This window comes from Variovorax sp. HW608 (assembly GCF_900090195.1).
Classification (GTDB): domain Bacteria; phylum Pseudomonadota; class Gammaproteobacteria; order Burkholderiales; family Burkholderiaceae_C; genus Variovorax.
Map to the genome: position 1 here is coordinate 80,522 of NZ_LT607803.1, position 17,898 is coordinate 98,419.

At 67.8% G+C, this 17,898-nt stretch carries 18 protein-coding genes; 5 read left to right on the forward strand and 13 right to left on the reverse strand.

Translation table 11 applies throughout. The annotated features are described in order from the left end of the window. Positions 1 to 23: 23 nt before the first annotated feature. Entirely contained in the window at positions 24 to 1,364 is a 1,341-nt protein-coding gene (locus tag VAR608DRAFT_RS00380) for a DUF5666 domain-containing protein (RefSeq protein ID WP_088952258.1), read from the reverse strand. Continuing rightward, positions 1,361 to 2,290 (reverse strand): DUF6502 family protein, encoded by a 930-nt coding sequence (locus VAR608DRAFT_RS00385; protein WP_231973090.1) that lies wholly within the window; start codon positions 2,288 to 2,290, stop codon positions 1,361 to 1,363. Before VAR608DRAFT_RS00385 ends, VAR608DRAFT_RS00380 begins: the two co-directional genes overlap by 4 nt. A 147-nt stretch (positions 2,291 to 2,437) precedes the next feature. Between VAR608DRAFT_RS00385 and VAR608DRAFT_RS00390 the strand changes: the two genes are divergently transcribed. Next, on the forward strand, positions 2,438 to 2,866 hold the full coding sequence (locus tag VAR608DRAFT_RS00390) for a hypothetical protein (protein ID WP_157730530.1): 429 nt from the start codon (positions 2,438 to 2,440) through the stop codon (positions 2,864 to 2,866). A 38-nt stretch (positions 2,867 to 2,904) separates the two neighbouring features. Here VAR608DRAFT_RS00390 and VAR608DRAFT_RS00395 read toward each other — a convergent pair whose 3' ends face one another. Further along, the gene (locus VAR608DRAFT_RS00395; RefSeq protein WP_088952260.1) at positions 2,905 to 3,267 is read right to left on the reverse strand and encodes a hypothetical protein; all 363 of its coding nucleotides are present in this window, start codon (positions 3,265 to 3,267) and stop codon (positions 2,905 to 2,907) included. A gap of 13 nt (positions 3,268 to 3,280) precedes the next feature. Beyond that, entirely contained in the window at positions 3,281 to 5,095 is a 1,815-nt protein-coding gene (locus VAR608DRAFT_RS00400) for a hypothetical protein (protein WP_088952261.1), read from the reverse strand. A 227-nt stretch (positions 5,096 to 5,322) separates the two neighbouring features. Here VAR608DRAFT_RS00400 and VAR608DRAFT_RS00405 point away from each other — a divergent pair, with 227 nt between their 5' ends. From VAR608DRAFT_RS00405 to VAR608DRAFT_RS00415, 3 genes are read left to right on the forward strand one after another with little or no spacing between them, the layout of a single operon-like run. Continuing rightward, the gene (locus tag VAR608DRAFT_RS00405; RefSeq protein ID WP_331713015.1) at positions 5,323 to 5,742 is read left to right on the forward strand and encodes a tripartite tricarboxylate transporter TctB family protein; all 420 of its coding nucleotides are present in this window, start codon (positions 5,323 to 5,325) and stop codon (positions 5,740 to 5,742) included. A gap of 5 nt (positions 5,743 to 5,747) precedes the next feature. Continuing rightward, the gene (locus VAR608DRAFT_RS00410) at positions 5,748 to 7,280 is read left to right on the forward strand and encodes a tripartite tricarboxylate transporter permease (protein WP_088958529.1); all 1,533 of its coding nucleotides are present in this window, start codon (positions 5,748 to 5,750) and stop codon (positions 7,278 to 7,280) included. A gap of 12 nt (positions 7,281 to 7,292) precedes the next feature. Continuing rightward, entirely contained in the window at positions 7,293 to 7,628 is a 336-nt protein-coding gene (locus VAR608DRAFT_RS00415) for a hypothetical protein (protein ID WP_088952263.1), read from the forward strand. Positions 7,629 to 7,632: 4 nt separating this feature from the next. Here the strand turns inward: VAR608DRAFT_RS00415 and VAR608DRAFT_RS00420 are convergent, their stop codons facing one another. From VAR608DRAFT_RS00420 to VAR608DRAFT_RS00460, 9 genes are all read right to left on the reverse strand, one after another. After that, positions 7,633 to 8,334, reverse strand: a complete 702-nt coding sequence (locus VAR608DRAFT_RS00420; protein ID WP_088952264.1) for an ABC transporter ATP-binding protein — start codon at positions 8,332 to 8,334, stop codon at positions 7,633 to 7,635. A gap of 151 nt (positions 8,335 to 8,485) precedes the next feature. Further along, positions 8,486 to 9,247, reverse strand: coding sequence for an ABC transporter ATP-binding protein (locus VAR608DRAFT_RS00425; RefSeq protein ID WP_088952265.1), 762 nt, complete (start codon positions 9,245 to 9,247; stop codon positions 8,486 to 8,488). Beyond that, positions 9,244 to 10,194: a branched-chain amino acid ABC transporter permease gene (locus tag VAR608DRAFT_RS00430; RefSeq protein WP_088952266.1), complete on the reverse strand. Its 951-nt coding sequence runs from the start codon at positions 10,192 to 10,194 to the stop codon at positions 9,244 to 9,246. Before VAR608DRAFT_RS00430 ends, VAR608DRAFT_RS00425 begins: the two co-directional genes overlap by 4 nt. Positions 10,195 to 10,196: 2 nt before the next feature. After that, positions 10,197 to 11,069, reverse strand: a complete 873-nt coding sequence (locus VAR608DRAFT_RS00435; RefSeq protein WP_088952267.1) for a branched-chain amino acid ABC transporter permease — start codon at positions 11,067 to 11,069, stop codon at positions 10,197 to 10,199. A 24-nt stretch (positions 11,070 to 11,093) separates the two neighbouring features. Further along, a complete protein-coding gene (locus VAR608DRAFT_RS00440) occupies positions 11,094 to 12,260 on the reverse strand; it encodes an ABC transporter substrate-binding protein (RefSeq protein WP_088952268.1) in 1,167 nt (388 codons plus the stop codon). Positions 12,261 to 12,357: 97 nt separating this feature from the next. Then, positions 12,358 to 13,188 (reverse strand): alpha/beta fold hydrolase, encoded by an 831-nt coding sequence (locus tag VAR608DRAFT_RS00445; protein WP_088952269.1) that lies wholly within the window; start codon positions 13,186 to 13,188, stop codon positions 12,358 to 12,360. After that, positions 13,185 to 14,732 (reverse strand): benzoate-CoA ligase family protein, encoded by a 1,548-nt coding sequence (locus tag VAR608DRAFT_RS00450; protein WP_088952270.1) that lies wholly within the window; start codon positions 14,730 to 14,732, stop codon positions 13,185 to 13,187. Before VAR608DRAFT_RS00450 ends, VAR608DRAFT_RS00445 begins: the two co-directional genes overlap by 4 nt. Before the next feature lie 40 nt (positions 14,733 to 14,772). Next, positions 14,773 to 16,332, reverse strand: coding sequence for a 3,4-dehydroadipyl-CoA semialdehyde dehydrogenase (locus VAR608DRAFT_RS00455; RefSeq protein WP_088952271.1), 1,560 nt, complete (start codon positions 16,330 to 16,332; stop codon positions 14,773 to 14,775). 4 nt (positions 16,333 to 16,336) lie between these two features. Beyond that, the gene (locus tag VAR608DRAFT_RS00460) at positions 16,337 to 16,801 is read right to left on the reverse strand and encodes a 4-hydroxylaminobenzoate lyase (RefSeq protein ID WP_088952272.1); all 465 of its coding nucleotides are present in this window, start codon (positions 16,799 to 16,801) and stop codon (positions 16,337 to 16,339) included. Between the two features lie 143 nt (positions 16,802 to 16,944). Here VAR608DRAFT_RS00460 and VAR608DRAFT_RS00465 point away from each other — a divergent pair, with 143 nt between their 5' ends. After that, a complete protein-coding gene (locus VAR608DRAFT_RS00465; RefSeq protein ID WP_088952273.1) occupies positions 16,945 to 17,877 on the forward strand; it encodes a helix-turn-helix transcriptional regulator in 933 nt (310 codons plus the stop codon). The last annotated feature ends 21 nt before the right edge of the window (positions 17,878 to 17,898 follow it).

A 17,898-nucleotide genomic window follows, 5' to 3' on the forward strand; every position in this document is an offset into this window, starting at 1 on the left:
TGCTCCCACGACGGCCCGTGGCCTCATTGGAAGGTGACGCGATCGGCGATCAGCACGCCGCCTGCGACGCGGCTGCCTTCGACCATCACGCGCACCTGCGCTCCGAGGTTCGCGGCGCTGCCGTTGACGAAGCTCACCCCCGGGCCGCTGGCGTCGATCGGCTGCCCCTTGATGCGGAAGTCGGCGATCGAGTTGAAGGTGGAGATCTGCCCGCTCAGGCTGAACGAAGGCTGGCCGCCCGTGCCCGGCACGAGCTGGATCTTGAGCGTGCTCGCCTGCAGCACCCCGTTCGAGAGCACGCCGCCCACGATCACCTTGACGCCGTTGCCCGCCGAACTTGCCGGCCCGCCCGACACCTTGGCCGCTGATGCATCGATCGGCACGTCCAGAACGCGCAGCGAACCGAGCCCGGCGAAATCGGTCACCAGGCCCTCCATTTGCAGCGGCGTGCCGTCGGCGGTCGGCGCGGGATACCACAGCTGCACCGCGCTCGCCACCAGCAGGCCCGCCCCGAGCGCATTCGCGCGCACCCGCACCAGCACGCCGTTGGCGAACGGCAGCGCGCCGCTTGCGCTCCTGACGGTGGCCTGCCCGTAGTCGATCGCATAGCCGCCGATGGTGAAGCGCCTTGCCAGGGGATCGAGGTTCTGCACCACGCCGCTCACGATCGGCGTGCCGCTCGCGTGCACTTCCACCCGCGTCGCGCGCAGGCTGCCCGGCCCGGAGGGAAGGCCCCACACCTGCAGCGTGGCGCCCGGTGCGACGTCCGCGACGCCGGACGCGTCGGCCCAAACCGTGGCGCTGTCGGTCGTCACTGTCGTCCCGAGGATCGTGAAGCTGGCCTGCTGCGCATAGACCGCACTCACCGGCCCGCGCAGATCGATGGCCGATTCGACGCGCTTCGCGCTGCCGGTGGTGAGATCGCTGTCGAACGGCCCGATGACCTTCGCCGTCATGCCGAGCTGCAGGCCCGGCACATCGTCGAGCGCCACCACCGCGCCGTCGGTGTTGTAGCGCACGCCGTTGACCAGGATGCTGCCCGCGCCATCCACCGAGCCGATGCCGCTCGCATCCGCCGTGGTGACTCCCGTGCCGCCGGAGCCGACTCCGGATCCGTCGTCGCCCCCGGCCACGGCAGTGCCCGCGCCGGCGCTGCCGGGGCCTGCCGCGCCCGGCCCGCTGCCCCCGCCCGTCGGCGGCACCGTCCGATCCAGCAGCGACTGTTGCGATGTGTTTCCCGCGGGGCCCGCGGCAGCGCCTCCGGCGACGATCGGCAGGCCCCCGCCGCCACCCCCACCGCCGCAGGAAACCAGCACCGCCATGGCCAGCGCCAGGCAGGCGCCCTGTAAACCGGTCTTCGTCATGGTCGTTCTTCCTTGGACGGAGGAGATTCATCCGCAGCAGCCTTGGAAGCCGGCGCGGGACCCTTCTCGAAGTAGGCATAGATGCCGATGCGCATGCGCGCCGAAGCAGCCTCGGGCGCTTGCGCGAAAGCATCCGCCAACGCTTGCGCCAGTTCGTGATGCAGCGCATTCCATCGCGTGCGCGCGATCTGATGGATGCGCTCGCAGTCCTGTGGCGCGATGCCCTTGGCGAACACCGAGCGCTCCAGGAACGCCGGCTGGCCGCCCAGCGTGTTCGACACCGCGGCGAGCAGGTGATCGCGCGTGTTGTCACCCAGAAAGGCCAGCATGCTGCGCATGTCCTGCGCCGGCACGAAACCGTCGGCATCGAGCTCGACGAAGCCGTCGCCGCTCTCCGTGACCATGCCGAGCCGCAGCAGCTCGTCGAGCACCGCGCGGTGGTGCACGTTGCCGTGGCTCGCCTTGTACGCGACCGCCTCGAACGACGGTCCGCGCGCGATCGCATTGATGGGCAGCTTCCGCCGCGAAGGATCGTCCGTGCACAGGCGCAGCCACAGCGTCACCGTCTTCGCGGGCGCGGACATCTCGGAATAGGGAAGGCGCTCGACCGTGTCGCGCACGAGGGAGGTCACGACCTTGCGGTTGAGGCCCGTGGTCAGCGAGATCTGGCTCAGGTTCGGCTCGGTGCCCTTGTCGCGCCAGGTGCGCTGCGCTTCCTCGATCAGCAGGCTGCGCAGCAGCTCGTCGAGCTGGGCATGCTTGACGCCCACGCGCACCGCGAGGCGCACCAGCGGGCGCATCACGCGCGCGCAGGCCGCGAGCACCCAACCGAGCTGGCCTTCCGCGAGCTGCGCGAGCTTCGCGGACGGCAGAGCTCTTGCGTGGCCTCTTGAGGCACCGGTCGCTCTAACGGCTTCCTTCGTCATGCAGCCCACCCATGTTGCGGCACGTCGTTCTCGCGGCATTTGCGGCACGTACACGAAGTTCAGTTCCCGTCCGACAGGAACACGTTGACATTCGTCGGAGAACTCGAAATGTGATTTTTTCACATCAACGAAAGCGAGGAAAGCCCTATGTCTTCAATCAACGCTGTCATCCCTGGTCGTACAAACGGGCACCCGTTGTTCATCGCGCACCACGCCTTCGTCGAATTCAGTCACGCCGCTGTGACACCCGCATGGCTCACGGAGCCGTCCGACCCGCCCCTGTCGTCCCCGGTCGCGTTCGCCGGCTTCATCGATCTGGTTCGATCGACAACCGCCGAGGAAAGGGGCGAGATCTGCGAGGAATGCAAGACGCTCAACCGCGCGGGCGCCCGCTACTGCAAAGGCTGCGAGCACAAGCTGCCGGCGTACTACACCAATGCCAACGCACGCGCGCCCATGGTGCTCAGGCATCGGCGCGAACGGGCGGGCAACCGCACCCTGGCCTGGGATCTCGCGGCGGTGTGGGTGGTGCTGAGTTCGCTGGTGTTGATCACGGCCTTCATTCCGGTGCGGTGAGCTTCGACCGCGACGGTTCGCACCAGCGGCCCGCGGCGCTAGGCAAGCGGGTCCTGTTCGGCGTACGCCCGGTCGAGCAGGCCGCCGGTCGCCTTGAACCAGCAGATCGAGTCGTGCGCCGAGATGACCGCCAGCTTGGTTTGCCTGGACGCATCCGGGTCGGCCAAAGCCGCCCATTTGGCGCTGTCGGCCGCCTGCTCGAGCTCGAAGACGGCCTCGCGCTGGGCGGAGGCCGGGTCGCCTTCCACCGCGGGCCGCGTTTTCGCAAACTTGCGCCGGAACTCCGCAACGACCGCCACCAGCACCGGGGAGGCTTCGGCGTCGGCCGCCAGCGCGGCCTCGGCCGCGGTCAACCGGCCGTCGAGCTGCAGGCAGACCTGTTTCGCAACTGCTGTCGTCATGATGTGCTCCCGCTCAGAGCGCCGCGAGGTCCGGCCCGCCGCGCGGCCCGAACCATGCGCGCTCGTACGCCCTGCGCGCCGCCTTCTCGGCTTGCGCATCGCCCTTCTTGTGCTCGACCTCGACGAGGCCCGCGAGTGCCCAGCCGTTGTTGCGCACCCGCACCAGCGAATCCCTGAACGCCTGCTGCGCCTCGTCGAGCTTGCCCTGCCTGAGCTTCACCGAGCCGAGCGACTGCCGCACCGGGTAGTACCAGTAGGGCGGCTCGGTGTAGGGGATGGTGTCCTCGATCGCGATCGCGTCGGCATAGAACTTCGCCGCCGCATCGAGATCGCCGTTCGCATCGGCCAGCCGTCCGGAGGCAACGAGGCCCGCGGTGCGGATGATTTCGCGCGCGGGCAACTGCCAGGCCTCGAAGGGCTTGTAGTCGGCGCTGCTTTCGATCTTCTGGATCGCGTCGATCTCCTTCTGCGCATTGGCCTTGTCCTTCTGGTGCGCGTAGGCGATGGCGCGCGCGTAGTGGTACATCGTCTGCACGACCGCCGCCTCCTCGGCCGGCGGCGGCAGCTTGAGGATGGTGTCCGGATCGCTGAAGCGCGCGTGTGCCGCATAGGGCGCGGACTTGATCGGCTGCAGGAGGGGGAACATCTTCACCAGCTCCATCGGCACCGCGGCATCGAGCTTCGTCGCCGATTCGACGGCGGTCTTGCCGTCGCCGCCCATTTCTGCCGAGACCAGCACGAAGTGCACGTTGTGCGGGTAGTAGGCGTTCTTGTAGATCGGGTCCGAGGCCGAGGTCTTGAAGTAGCCCTCGTCCACCTTCGCCGCCTTCTGGTTGAGCGTCATCGAATCGCGGTACATGCCCACGCGGTAGTAGATGTGCGCCGGCATGTGCACGATGTGGCCCGCGCCGGGCATCAGCGCCGCGAGGCGGTTGGCGTAGGGCAGCGCCTTCTCGGGCCGGGTCGACGCCTCCATCGCGTGGATGTAGAGATGGATCGCGCCGGGATGCGTGGGAGTGCGCCTGAGCACGGTCTCGAGCGACTTGACGATCTCCGCGCCGCGGCCTTTCGGCGTGGCGCCGCCGCGCTCCCAGTAGTCCCAGGGCTGCGTATCCATCGCGGCCTCGGCGTAGAGGGTCTGGATGGTGTCGTCGGCCGGGTAGCTTTCTGCCACCGTCTTCATCGCATCCGCATAGGCCGCATCGAGCGGCGCGCGGTTCGGCGGCGGGTTGGCGGCGTAGCGCTTTTCCAGCGCGCCGATCAGCGCCTGCTCCTTGGCGCTCGCGTTGGCCTTGAGCGCAACCGCACGGGTCAGCGCCGCCATCGCCGGCGCATTGGCGTCCGGCATCATCGGCACGTTGATGTTGGTGCCGAGCACCAGCGCCTCGCCCCAGAAGCACATCGCGCATTGCGGATCGAGCTTCTGCGCGGCCTGGAAGGCGCGCTGCGCCTCCGCATGGTTGAAGCCGAAGGCCAGCCGCAATCCCTGGTTGAAATAGGCCTGCGCCCCGGGGTTCTTCGTGCTGATCCTGAACGCGAGCGAGCCGAGGTCCTTGTAGAGCGGCACCTCGGCGGACGCCGGCCGGTCCGGCGGCGCGTTCGCGGTCTGCGTCGCCGCGACGCGCACCAGGGCCTTCAGCAAGGCGGGCTGCCCGGTCGCGCCGGGCCCGCAGACATCGCCCGGCGGCGTGAGCAGCGGATCGAAGCCGTCGCCCGGCTTGCCGGCGCTCGCGCCGTCAGGCAGCAGCAAGCTGATGGCTGCGAAGATGCAGGTGGAGGCCGCACACGCGCTGCCGCGCGTGGCGAGGAGAGATCGATGCAGCGGCATGACATTCCTCCTCGGATCGGGGACCGATTCGCCCGCAAATTCTGGCACTCGGCGGGGGGCGCCGCAATCGCCTGTACGTAGTTTCACGAACAGGCGCCGTCAGATTCCGATCAGTTAAGCGGCCAGAACATCGAAGCATCCGGAGATCCCTGCCGGATGGAGACAAGTTCCGCACCGGCCGCAGCCGTCGCCGCGGGATTCGATGACCCCAACCTGATCGTGCTTACATGAATAGAAATCTAGTCAGAGGCTTGTTCCTCATGGCGATCGCACTGGCCTTCGGCCTGACAGCGCTTCGCTACCCCATCGGAGAACTCAGTCATGCGGGGCCCGGCTTCTTCCCCGCGATGGTCAGCGGCATGCTGCTGGTGGTCGGCGTGGCGACGGTGGTGCGCTCGTTCTTCGTCGAGAAGGTGCACCTGCCCCTCTACTTCCGCAACATCGTGATCATCATGGCGAGCCTCTGCGGCTTCGCGGTGGTGTCGATGTTCGTGAACATGATCGCGGGCATCGTCTTCCTGGTGTTCTGCTCGACCTTGGCCGGCACGTCCTACTCGTGGTGGCGCAACGTCAAGATTTCCGCCGGCCTGATCGCGATGGCTCTGGCCCTTCAATACCTGCTCGGCCTGAACCTGCCGCTGTTCTGATCATGATGGAAGCACTCAACAACCTGGCGTTCGGCTTCTCGCACGCCCTCACGCTCCACAACCTGATGTACTGCGCCATCGGGTGCACCGTCGGCACGCTGGTCGGCCTGCTGCCGGGCCTCGGGCCGCTGGCGACCATCAGCCTGCTGCTGCCGCTCACGTACTCGATCCCGACCACCGGCGCGCTGATCATGCTCGCGGGCATCTACTACGGCGCGCAGTACGGCGACAGCGTCAGCGCGATCACGATGAAGATCCCGCACGCGAGCAGTATCGTGGCCTGTATCGACGGCTACCAGATGACGCTCAAGGGCAAGACCGGGGTGGCGCTGTTCACCGCGGGCTTCTCCAGCTTCATCGGCGGCACGGTGGCGATCATCGTGCTGACCTTCCTGGCACCGGTGCTGGGCGAGGTGGCCTTCCTCTTCGGCCCGGCCGACTACGTCGCGATGATGCTGGTCGGCTTCGTCTGCGTGAGCTTCGTGACCACCGGCAGCCTGCTCAACGGCCTGGCGATGTGCATGATCGGCGTGCTGCTCGGCTGCATCGGCACCGACGTGAACAGCGGCGCCCAGCGCTTCACCATGGACCTGCCCTTCCTCGTGGACGGCGTGGGCGTCGTGAGCATCGCGCTCGGCTGCTTCGGTATTGCCGAAATCACGAAGAACCTCGACGCCCGCGAAGAGCGCTCGCCCTTCAACGGCAAGATCAACCTCATCCCGACCTGGGAAGAGTTCAAGCGGATCTGGCCGAGTGCCCTGCGCGGCAGCGCCATCGGCTCCTTCCTCGGCATCCTGCCCGGCGGCGGCCCGACCATCGCGCAGTTCGCGGCGTATGCGATCGACAAGAAGGTCAGCAAGTACAAGGACGAGATCGGCACCGGCTGCATCGAAGGCGTGGCCGGTCAGGCCGCGGCCGACGAAGCCGCAGCGCGCACCAGCTTCATCCCGCTGATGAGCATCGGCATCCCCGAGAACGCGGTGATGGCGCTGATGCTGGCCGCCTTCATCATCAAGGGCATCCAGCCGGGCCCGAACATGATCGCGAGCCACCCCGAGCTCTTCTGGGGCCTGGTGGCGAGCATGTGGGTCGGCAACGTGTTCCTGCTGGTGCTGAACGTGCCGCTGGTTCGCTACTGGCTGTCGGTCTTCAAGATCCCGTACAACGTGCTGTTCCCCTGCATTTTGTTCTTCTGCTGCATCGGCACCTACAGCGTGAACAACAACCTGGAAGACGTGTTCATCACCGCCGCCTTCGGCCTGATGGGCTACCTCTTCATGCGGCTCGAGCTCGATGCCGCGCCGCTGATGCTCGGCTTCATCCTCGGCCCGATGCTCGAAGAGAACTTCCGCCGCGCGATGCTCCTGAGCCGCGGCAGCTTCGGCGTGTTCGTGCAGCGCCCGATCAGCGGCACGCTGATGGCGCTGATCTCTGCCTTCATCATCTGGCAGGTGACGGTGTTCGTCCTGCAGCAGCGCAAGAAGGGCAAGGGAGGCGTCGTTCCGGAGTCGACCCACGCGCTGGAACCGCAGGAATAAGCGAAGGCGTTCATGTTTGAAGTCAGCGACGAGGTCCGCAGTGTGGCGAGGGCGGAGTTGGTGCAAGGGCCGCCGTCGGCAGCCCTGCGGCGACTCGCGCAACGCTTCCACCTGCAGCGGACCAACCTGGCGTGGGTCGCCGCTGAGGTCTTCGAGAACATGTTCGTGCCGGACATCCAGGCCATCTGGGCCTGGGACCTGGAAGGCCAGGGCGAAGGCCATTCCGATGCCGAGCTGGACGCCATGCTCGCGCACCTGCGCGTGGGGGTGCGCCGCTCCCGCGTGCCGGCCGGCCTTCCGGGCGATCGCCAGGACGCGCCGAAACTGAAGTCCGGCGCGGCGCCCTGAGGCTTCAGACGCCGAGCACTTCCTCGAGCACCGCTGGCGAGGCCAGCAGATCGGCCGACGCCCCTTGCCGCACGATGCGGCCCTTCTCCATCACCACCGCCTGATCGGTGTGCGCCAGCACCTTGCGCCAGTCGCGGTCCACGATCAGCGTGGCGATGCCGGTGGCGCGGATGTCGCCGATCACGCGCCAGATCTCCGCGACGATCAGCGGCGCGAGGCCTTCGGTGGCTTCGTCGAGGATCATCAGGCGCGGGTTGGTCATCAGCGCGCGGCCGATCGAGAGCATCTGCTGCTCGCCGCCCGACAACTGCTGCCCGCCGTGAGAGAGCCGCTCGGTGAGGCGCGGGAAGGTCGCCATCACGCGCTCGAAGGTCCAGTCGCGCCGGCCGTCGATGCCGGCGCGCGCGGTCATCACGAGGTTCTCGCGCACCGATAGGTTCGGGAAGATGCCGCGCCCTTCGGGCACGTAGCCGATGCCGCGGCGCGCCATCTTCTCGGGCGTCCAGCCGGTGACGTTCTGGCCGTCGAGCAGCACCTGCCCGGACGCGGGGCGCACATAGCCCATCACCGAGCGGATCAGCGTGGTCTTGCCCATGCCGTTGCGGCCGAGCAGGCCGACCGAGGTGGCTGTGGGGATGTCGACGTCGGCGCCGCGCAGGATGTGGCTGTCGCCGTAGTAGGTGTTCAGACTTTTGACTTGAAGCATCTCAGTCCCTCCGCAGCCTGAAGGCGCAACGCTCGCCAGGCTTTCGCCAGGAACCCCGCGGAACCGGCTTCGCCGGGCCGCTGGGGTTGCCCCCGGAGAGGGGGTGCCCGAACCACACGAAGTGGGTAAGGCTGGGGGAGAACTCAATCATTCAGTGGGCCTCGCCCAGGTAGGCAATGCGGACTTCGGGGTTCTGGCGGATCGAGGCCGGGTCGCCGGTGGCGATCACCGTGCCGTTCACCATCACCGTGATGCGGTCGGCGATGCGGAACACCGCATCCATGTCGTGCTCCACCAGCAGGATCGCGTGCGACTGCTTGAGGCGGTCGAGCAGGCCGAGCATGCGCTCGGTCTCTTCCGCGCCCATGCCGGCGAGGGGCTCGTCGAGCAGGAGCACGCGCGGCTTGGTCGCCAGGCACATCGCGACTTCGAGCTGGCGCTTGGCGCCGTGGCTCAGCGTGCCCGCGATGCGATCGGCCACGGCGTCGAGGCCGGCGGCGGCGAGCGCTTCGCGCGCCGAGGCATTGCTCAGGGCGCAGCGCCTGGACGATTGCCAGATCGCCCAGGGCTTCGGCGTCGCGGCCTGCGCGGCGAGGCGGCAGTTCTCGAGCACGGTGAATTCCGGAAAGATCGTCGTGCGCTGGTAGCTGCGGCCCACCCCGGCGAGCGCGCGGCGGAACTGCGCGCGGCCGGTGATGTCCTCGCCGTCGAGCGAGATGCGCCCTTCGGAGGCGCCGATCTCGCCCGAGAGCATATTGATCAAGGTGGACTTGCCGGCGCCGTTGGTGCCGATGACCGCATGCACTTCGCCGCGGCGAAGATCGAGCGTGACCGCGTTGACCGCGACCAGCCCGCCGAAGCGGCGCGTGAGGGATTCGACCGCAAGCAGGGCTTCAGCCCCCACGCTCGTCATGCCGCACCCCTCGGTGAGATACGAGCGGCCATGCCGATGATGCCCTTCGGCAGCAGCGCCACGAAGGCGATGATCGCCAGGCCCAGCGTGAGCTGCCAGTGGTCCGCGAGCGGGCCGACGATGGCGTGTGTCGAGAGCAGCTCCTTGAGCAAGGTGAAGGCCACCGCGCCGATCACCGCGCCGCGCAGATGACCGAGACCGCCGAGGATGATCATCAGCAGCACCTCGCCCGAGTTGTGCCATGCGAGCAGCTCGGGGTTGACCACGCCGTCACGCGAAGCCAGCAGAAAACCCGCGAGTCCGGCCAAAGCGCCCGCGATCACGAAGGCCGCCAGCTTGTAGCCGTAGACCGGAAAGCCCGCCGCGCGCATGCGCTGCTCGTTCACGCGGATGCCCGCGAGCGCGGCGCCGAAGCGCGAGCGGCGAATGAGCGCCAGCAGCGCATAGGTGAACACCAGCGAAGCCAGCACGAAGTAGAACTGCACGCGGCTGCTTTCGAGGTCGAGGGCGCCGAGGGTGGGGCGGATGTACATGTAGATGCCATCGCTGCCGCCGCCGATCGCGGTGTCGTGGAAGACGAAGAAGGCCATCTGCGCAAAGGCCAGCGTGACCATGATGAAGTACACGCCGCGCGTGCGCAGGCTCAGTGCGCCGACGACCAGCGCATAGGCCGCCGCGCAGCCCATGGCGAGCGGCAGCAAGAGGGCGATCGAGCCGCCTTCCTTGCCCGAGCCGAGCACCGTGGCGTACGCGCCGATGCCGTAGAACGCGGCATGGCCCAGGCTCACGAGCCCGGTCATGCCCACCAGCAGTTCGAGGCTCAGCGCGAAGATCGAGAGGATCATCACCTTGACCACGAGGTCGGAGAGGTAGGGGCTCAGCGTCGGGCCGAGCAGGGCCAGCAGCAAGGCGCAGGCCAGCGGAATGAAGAACGAAGCGCGCTGCATGCTCAGAGCCTTTTTCCCATGAGTCCTTCGGGACGCCAGATGAGCACGATCGCCATCAGCACATACACCCCCATGCCGCTCAGCTCGGCGAAGAACACCTTGCCGAAGGTGTCGACGAAGCCCACGAGCAGCGATGCGACCAGCGCGCCGGTGATCGAGCCGATGCCGCCGATCACCACCACCACGAAGCAGATGATCAGCACGCCCGCACCCATGTTCGGGTACACCGAGGACATCGGCGCCGCGATCATCCCGGCCAGGGCCGCGAGCGCCACGCCGGCCGCGAACACGATGCGAAAGAGTCGCCGGATGTCGATGCCCAGCCCGCGGACCATGTCGCGGTTGCTCGCACCGGCGCGGATCATCATCCCGAGCCGCGTGCGATTGACCACGTAGTAGAGCGCCACCGCGAGCAGCACGCAGGCCGCCGAAGCGAAGAGGCGATACCACGGATAGCTCATGAGATCGCCGAGCGCGAAGCTGCCGTCGAGCCAGGCGGGCACCTTCACGCCGTGCACGTCGTTGCCCACCAGCAGCGAGCGAAGCTCCTCGAAGACGAGGATCAGCCCGTAGGTCATCAGCACCTGCTGCAGGTGATCGCGCTGGTAGAGATAGCTGAAGAAGGCCCACTCCAGCAGGTAGCCGAAGATCGCCGCAAGCGCCACGCCCGCGACCAGCATGACGATGAACTGGTCACCGAACAGCGGCGCGAGCGCGAACGCCATGTAGGCGCCGATCATGTAGAAGCTGCCGTGGGCGAGATTGATCACGCCCATGATCCCGAAGATCAGCGTCAGCCCCGACGCCACCAGGAACAGCAGCAGGCCGTACTGCACGGAGTTCAGGCATTGAACGAGAAAGGTACCGAAATCCATGCAGCGGCTCGTCCCAGGGGTTGATCAGAGCTTGCAGCCGCGGGCCGGGTCGGCGAGGTTCTTCACGGCCACGTTCACCAGCTTGTTCTCGTTGCCTTCCACCTTGCGCAGGTAGATGTCCTGCACCGGGTTGTGCGCCTTGTTCATCGTGAAGGCGCCGCGCGGGCTGTCGATCCTGGCCTTCTCGATCGCGCCGGCGAACTCGGCCTTCTTCGAGATGTCGCCCTTCACCGCCGCAAGGCCGATGCCGAGCATCTGCGCCGCGTCGTAGCCCTGCACCGCGTAGACGTCGGGCTGCAGCTTGAAGCTCTTGGCGTACGCCGTGCGGAAGCTGGTGTCGCGCGGCGTGTTCAGGCCGTCGGCATAGTGCAGCGTGGTCAGCATGCCCTGTGCGGTGTCGCCCTGCGCTTCGAGCGTGCCGTCGGTCAGGAAGCCGGGGCCGACGAGCGGGATGGTCTTGTGGAGGCCCGCCGCCGCGTAGTCCTTGACGAACTTGACCGCGCCGCCACCCGCGAAGAAGGCGTACACCACATCGGGCTTGGCCGCGGCGATCTCGGTCAGGAGCGCCTGGAATTCCACGTTCGGGAACGGCACCGTGAGCTGCTTGTCGACCTTGCCGCCGGCCTTCTCGAAGCCTTCCTTGAAGCCTGCCACCGACTCGTCGCCGGCCGCGTACTTCCAGGTGATCGTCATCGCCTTCTTCTTGCCCTGCTTGCCGGCGACTTCGCCCATCGCGTAGGCGGGCTGCCAGTTCGAGAACGAGCTGCGGAAGATGTTCTGCGCGCACATCGGGCCGGTCACCGCGTCGGCGCCGGCATTGGGCACGATCAGCACGGTGCCGCTTTCCTTGGCGGCCTTGGCCATCGCCATCGCGACGCCGGAGTGCACGGTGCCGATGATCACGTCGACGTTGTCGCGCTTGATCAGCTTGTTGACGTTGTCCGTGGCCTTGGCCGGATCGGACTCGTCGTCGACCTTCACGTACTCGATCTCGCGGCCGCCGAGCTTGCCGCCCTGTTCCTCGACCCGGAGCTTGAAGCCGTTCTCGATCGCGACGCCGAGCGCCGCATACGTGCCGCTGAAGGGAAGCATCAGGCCCACCTTCAGCTTGCCCGTCTGGGCGTGCCCCAGCGTGGCCATACAGGCCAGCGCGAGGGCTGTCAGCGTGGTGCGTGCGATGCGGGTGCTCATGAAAGACTCCTTCGTTGATTAAAGTTGGCGACCGGGGGGCCTTTGCGAGATCCAGGGACACCCGCAGATTGCGACGGCGTAATACTTTACTGGTAAATTATTTAGCTCTCAATTGAGCGTTTTCCCTGAGATTCTGCGAGTGGCTCCCCACGAATGAAACGGTCGCAACTATCGCCGTTTCGGGCTGATCGCGATGCGGGGAATGCCCGCAGTCCGGGATCTCCAGCAACTGCGTCTGCGGCACGTGCAAGGCGATGTCGCGGATCTGGCGCAGGGTCCCGTATTCGTCATCGATGCCTTGCATGGCAAGAACCGGGCAACGGATCGTGCCGAGCTCGTCCTCGATGTTCCATTGCCTGAACGGCGGGTGCAGCCAGATGCGGTTCCAGCCCCAGAAGGCGGAGTAGACGTCGTCGTGGTAGCGGCCGAGCTTCTTTTGCATGTCGGTCTCGAGGTAGGCCTGGCGCGCGAGCTCGATGTTCGCCACCGTCACGTCCTCGACGAAGATGTGCGGCGCGAGCACCACCAGCCCCGCCACGCGATCCGGAAAACGCGCTGCATAGAGCAGCGAGATCGAACCCCCGTCGCTGTGGCCGAAGAGCCAGGGCTTGCCTTCGAGGCCCAGCGCTTCGAAGAAGGCGGGCAGCACTTCATGCGCCTGGCGATGCATGAAGTCGACATCCCAGACTTCATCCGCGTCGCGCGGCGTCGAGCGTCCATATGCGGGCCGCGAGAACACCAGCCCGCGAAAGCCGCCGGCCTCGCAGAGCTTCTCGGGGAAGTCCTTCCACATCGCGATCGAGCCCAGGCCCTCGTGCAGGAAGACGAGCAATGGTGCATCGGTGCGCTCCGGAGCGATCTGCACGTATTCGACGCGCACATCGCGGCCCCGCCATTGGATGGCGGCGAATCGGCTTTCGCTTGTCACTGCTTTTCCCGTTCCCGCAGGCGGAAGCGCTGGATCTTGCCGGTCGCGGTTTTCGGCAGCTCGTCGACGAACTCGATGAAGCGCGGGTACTTGTAGGGCGCGAGGCGTTCCTTGACGAAGGCCTTCAGTTCGTCTTCGCTCACCGACTGGCCCTCCTTGCGCACCACGAAGGCCTTGGTTTTCGTGAGGCCGTCGGCATCCTGCTTGCCGATCACCGCGGCTTCGAGCACCGCGGGGTGCTGCATCAGCGTGGCCTCGACCTCGAAGGGCGAGACGTAGATGCCGCTGACCTTGAGCATGTCGTCGCTGCGCCCCGCGTAGGTGTAGTAGCCCTCGGCGTCGCGCGAGTACTTGTCGCCGCTCTTGGTCCAGCCTTCGCGGAAGGTGTCGGCGGTCTTCTCGGGGTTGCCCCAGTACATGGCGGCGGTGCTCGGGCCCTTGATGTAGAGGTCGCCGACTTCGCCGACCGCCACCGGCTTGCCGTCTTCGCCGCGCAGCTCGATCTCATAGCCTTCCACCGGCCGGCCGGTGGTGCCGTAGCGGATGTCGCCGGGGCGGTTCGAGAGGAAGATGTGCAGCATCTCGGTCGAGCCGATGCCGTCCACGATCTCGCAGCCGAAGTGGTGCTTGAAGCGCTGCGCGATCTCGCCCGGCAGCGCCTCGCCGGCCGACGAGCACATGCGCAGCGCCACCGCCTCGCGCGCCGGCAGATGGGGCGATGCGAGCATGCCCGCGAAGCCGGTCGGCGCGCCGAAGAACACCGTGGGCTTGTGCGCGCCGGTCCAGCGCTTGAAGGTGGCGTCGGGCGTGGGCCGCTCGGCCATCAGCAGCACCGTTGCACCGACCGACAGCGGGAAGGTCAGCGCATTGCCGAGCCCGTACGCGAAGTACATCTTGGCGGCCGAGAAGCAGATGTCGTCCTCCGTCAGGCCCAGCACCGGCTTGCCATAGAGCTCGGCGGTCCACCACGGATTCGCGTGCGTGTGCACCGTGCCCTTGGGCCTGCCGGTGGAGCCCGACGAATAGAGCCAGAAGGCATGGTCCTTTGGCGTGGTGGCGGCGGGCGCCGCGAGCGGCTGCTGCGCGGCGATCGCCGAATCGAGATTGCGCGCGTTCTCCGGCAGCGCCGCCGTGGGCTGCGAGACGAACAGCCTGCGCACCTGGTTCGAGCCTTTCGCCATCGCCTCCTGCAGCACCGGCAGCAGCGCGCCCGAGACCAGCGCCGCCGTCGCGCCGCTGTGCTCGAGCATGTAGGCGTAGTCGTCCGCCGTGAGCAGCGTGTTCACCGCGACCGGCACCACGCCCGCATAGAGGCTGCCGAGAAAGCACACCGGCCAGTCGCTGGTGTCGAGCATCAGGAGCAGCACGCGGTCGGCGCGTTGCACGCCGTCGGCGAGCAGGGCGGCGGCGAAGCGGCGGGCGCGGTCTTCGAGCTGGCCGTAGCCCAGCGCGCCACGGTCGTCGACATAGGCCGTCTTCTGCGCGCGGCCGCGATTGAGCGCGAACAGATGCTCGGCGAAATTGAAGGTGTCAGGCAGGCTCATCGTGTGTCTCCTTGGATTCGTTCGGGCCGCGAGGGGCGCGCTAGGTCTGGGGCAGTCCGAGCTGCGCGAGCACCCCGGGGCTGGCCTGCACCGCGCTTTGGCGGTGATAGAAGGCCAGCGCGCGCAGGCCGCCGAGCTCGGCACCGCCGCCCGCGCGGCCGGGGCCGCCGTGCAGCGACATCGGCATCACGTTGCCGTGGCCGGTATGGGCCTGGGCGACATCGGGCGTGACGACGTGCACGCGGCCATGGCTCGCCGCCAGCTGCACCGCAGCCTCGCCGAGCGCCGCTTCGTCGGCGCCGTAGAGCGATGTGACGAGCGAACCCTGGCCGCGATGCGCGAGCGCGATCGCATGATCGAGATCGCGATAGGGCAGCAGCGTCGCGACCGGGCCGAACACCTCGACGTCGTGCACGCGCTGCGCCGCATCGGCATCGCGCGCGCCGAGCAGCACCGGGCCGATGCACGCTGCGACCGCGGGATCGGCATCGACCAGCGCCCTTGCGCTGCCGTCATGCAGCACGCCGGCCTGCGTCTTGAGCGCATCGAGCCCTTCGCGCACCGCATTCAGTTGTGCGCGGCTCACCAGCGCGCCCATGCGCACCGTCTCGTTGCGCGGATTGCCGACGGTGACGCCGGCGAGCTTGGCGCCGATCGCTTCGGCCGCGGCGTCGTAGAGCGAGGCCGGCACGAGGATGCGGCGGATCGCGGTGCATTTCTGGCCCGACTTGACCGTCATCTCGCGCACCACTTCGCGCACCAGCAGGTTGAAGGCGTCGGAGCCGGCCGCGGCATCCGGCAGCAGCAGCGCGGAGTTCAGGCTGTCGGCCTCGATGTTCACGCGCACCGAGCGCTGCAGGGCCGCGGGATGCGAGCGGATCACCGCGCCGGTGTCGGCCGAGCCGGTGAACGACACCACGTCGAAGCTTTCGAGCGGGTCCATCAGTCCGGCGGAGCTGCCGCAGATCACCGACAGGGCGCCCGCGGGCAGCACGCCGGCCTCGACCACGTCCTGCACCATGCGCTGCGTGAGCCAGGCGGTTGCCGTGGCGGGCTTGACGATCACCGGCACGCCGGAGAGCAGGGCAGGCGCCGCCTTCTCCCACAGGCCCCACGACGGGAAGTTGAAGGCATTGATGAACAGCGCCACGCCGCGCGTCGGCACCTGCAGGTGCTGCGACTGGAAGACCGGCTCCTTGCCGAGCTTCACCGCGTCGCCGTCGCGCAGCGCGCGCACGTCGCCGAGCGCATCGCCCCACTTGGCGTACTGGCCGAGGGTGAAGATCGCACCGTCGATGTCGACCGCCGAATCGTTCTTCACGGTGCCGGAATTCGCGGTGGCGATCTCGTAATAGCTGTCGCGCCTCGCCTGCAGCACCTTGACGATCGCGGCCAGCAGGCCCGCGCGCTCGCGGTAGGTCAGTGCGCGCAGGGCCGCGCCGCCGGTCTCACGCGCAAAGCGGAAGGCCCCGGGCAAATCGAGCCCGGTCGCGTCGACGCGGACCAGCTCGGTGCCGAGCACCGGATCGATGAGCGGCGTTCCGGCGCCGCAACCGGCCTGCCAGCGGCCGGCGACGTAATTGGAAAGAAGCTCGGTCATCTCTTTACTTGGTGAACTGGATTTGCCCCTCGGGCAGCAGGTAGAGAACCAGGGCGCGGCCTTGCGCCACGGTCGGGAAGTGCGCGCTGCCCGGCGGATAGACGCACCAGCCGGCCGGCCGGCCGTCGAAGGTCGCGTCGCCTTCGAGCGGCATGATCAAATCGATCTCGCCGCCCGGATGCGTGTGGTGCGGCCCGGCGATGTCGCGCATGTCGACCACGTCGACCGAGAAGCGGCTGAGCGCGTCCTGGGCCTTGAAGACGCGCCCGTAGCGGATGCCGCCCCCTTCGCGCTCGCACAGCCAGCCTTCGGCGACGCCGCCGATGCAGGCCTGCTTCAGCGCTTCAAAAGTGGGGCTGCCGGCGCCGTGGTGGGCGTTGAGCCAGCGGTCGAGGTCGCCATCGAGCGGCCGGCCGGCAATCCGGGTCGCCACATCGGCGACGAGTTGATGAAAGGCTTGCTTGGACATGGGCGCCTCGTGGTTCGTTTGACAAACTGGCTTGCGGCAATTGCCGGCGTGCAGTATCTTGCCTGTGTCCGAAAGATAAGCACCCACCATCCGGGTGTCAAGCAATATAGTGCATGAATGGGTGATAACCCTGAGAGAACGTCATGAATGAGCGAGCCGACGAAGCGGTCCTGACCGCCGACACCGAAGCGTCCCCGCCGGTCGAAGAGGCCAAGAACCCGCTGCTGGTGGCGCTCGGCGATCGCGTTCGCAACCTGCGCGCGCGCCGGGGGCTCACGCGCAAGGCGGTGGCGCAGGCGGCCAACGTGTCGGAGCGCCATCTGGCCAATCTCGAATACGGCATCGGCAACGCCTCGATCCTGGTGCTGCAGCAGGTCTCGGGCGCGCTGCACTGCTCGCTGGCCGAGCTGGTCGGCGACGTCACCACCAGCTCGCCCGAATGGCTGCTGATCCGCGAGCTGCTGGAGCACCGCAATGAAGCCGATCTGCGCCGCGCCCGCATCGCGCTCGGCGAGCTGCTCGGCACCGCCGCGGGCGACCCGGCGCGGCGCCGCCGCGTCGCCCTGGTGGGGCTGCGCGGCGCGGGCAAGTCCACGCTCGGCCAGATGCTGGCGGACGACCTCGACGTGCCTTTCATCGAGCTGAGCCGCGAGATCGAGAAGTTCGCCGGCTGCAGCGTGCGCGAGATCCACGACCTCTACGGCACCAACGCCTACCGCCGCTACGAGCGCCGCGCGCTGGAGGAAACCATCCAGATCTACAGCGAGGTGGTGATTGCCACGCCGGGCGGCATCGTCTCCGACCCGGCCACCTTCAACGAGCTGCTCGCGCACTGCACCACCGTCTGGCTGCAGGCCGCGCCCGAGGAGCACATGGGCCGCGTCGCCGCGCAGGGCGACACCCGGCCGATGGCCGCGAGCAAGGAGGCCATGGACGACCTGCGCCGCATCCTCGCCGGCCGCGCCGCCTTCTATTCGAAGGCCGACCTGACCGTCGACACCAGCGGGCACGGCCTCGCCGAGAGCTTCCAGCTGCTGCGCAGCGCCGTGCGCGAAACCATGCCCCACGAAGGCTGACCGGCCTCCGGCTGGCCCCAC

Excerpts from the sequence above, each read along its gene's own strand:
- VAR608DRAFT_RS00380 (WP_088952258.1), bottom strand. The coding sequence starts at position 1,364 with ATGACGAAGACCGGTTTACAGGGCGCCTGCCTGGCGCTGGCCATGGCG.
- VAR608DRAFT_RS00385 (WP_231973090.1), bottom strand. The coding sequence starts at position 2,290 with ATGACGAAGGAAGCCGTTAGAGCGACCGGTGCCTCAAGAGGCCACGCA.
- VAR608DRAFT_RS00390 (WP_157730530.1), top strand. The coding sequence starts at position 2,438 with ATGTCTTCAATCAACGCTGTCATCCCTGGTCGTACAAACGGGCACCCG.
- VAR608DRAFT_RS00395 (WP_088952260.1), bottom strand. The coding sequence starts at position 3,267 with ATGACGACAGCAGTTGCGAAACAGGTCTGCCTGCAGCTCGACGGCCGG.
- VAR608DRAFT_RS00400 (WP_088952261.1), bottom strand. The coding sequence starts at position 5,095 with ATGCCGCTGCATCGATCTCTCCTCGCCACGCGCGGCAGCGCGTGTGCG.
- VAR608DRAFT_RS00405 (WP_331713015.1), top strand. The coding sequence starts at position 5,323 with ATGAATAGAAATCTAGTCAGAGGCTTGTTCCTCATGGCGATCGCACTG.
- VAR608DRAFT_RS00410 (WP_088958529.1), top strand. The coding sequence starts at position 5,748 with ATGGAAGCACTCAACAACCTGGCGTTCGGCTTCTCGCACGCCCTCACG.
- VAR608DRAFT_RS00415 (WP_088952263.1), top strand. The coding sequence starts at position 7,293 with ATGTTTGAAGTCAGCGACGAGGTCCGCAGTGTGGCGAGGGCGGAGTTG.
- VAR608DRAFT_RS00420 (WP_088952264.1), bottom strand. The coding sequence starts at position 8,334 with ATGCTTCAAGTCAAAAGTCTGAACACCTACTACGGCGACAGCCACATC.
- VAR608DRAFT_RS00425 (WP_088952265.1), bottom strand. The coding sequence starts at position 9,247 with ATGACGAGCGTGGGGGCTGAAGCCCTGCTTGCGGTCGAATCCCTCACG.
- VAR608DRAFT_RS00430 (WP_088952266.1), bottom strand. The coding sequence starts at position 10,194 with ATGCAGCGCGCTTCGTTCTTCATTCCGCTGGCCTGCGCCTTGCTGCTG.
- VAR608DRAFT_RS00435 (WP_088952267.1), bottom strand. The coding sequence starts at position 11,069 with ATGGATTTCGGTACCTTTCTCGTTCAATGCCTGAACTCCGTGCAGTAC.
- VAR608DRAFT_RS00440 (WP_088952268.1), bottom strand. The coding sequence starts at position 12,260 with ATGAGCACCCGCATCGCACGCACCACGCTGACAGCCCTCGCGCTGGCC.
- VAR608DRAFT_RS00450 (WP_088952270.1), bottom strand. The coding sequence starts at position 14,732 with ATGAGCCTGCCTGACACCTTCAATTTCGCCGAGCATCTGTTCGCGCTC.
- VAR608DRAFT_RS00455 (WP_088952271.1), bottom strand. The coding sequence starts at position 16,332 with ATGACCGAGCTTCTTTCCAATTACGTCGCCGGCCGCTGGCAGGCCGGT.
- VAR608DRAFT_RS00460 (WP_088952272.1), bottom strand. The coding sequence starts at position 16,801 with ATGTCCAAGCAAGCCTTTCATCAACTCGTCGCCGATGTGGCGACCCGG.
- VAR608DRAFT_RS00465 (WP_088952273.1), top strand. The coding sequence starts at position 16,945 with ATGAATGAGCGAGCCGACGAAGCGGTCCTGACCGCCGACACCGAAGCG.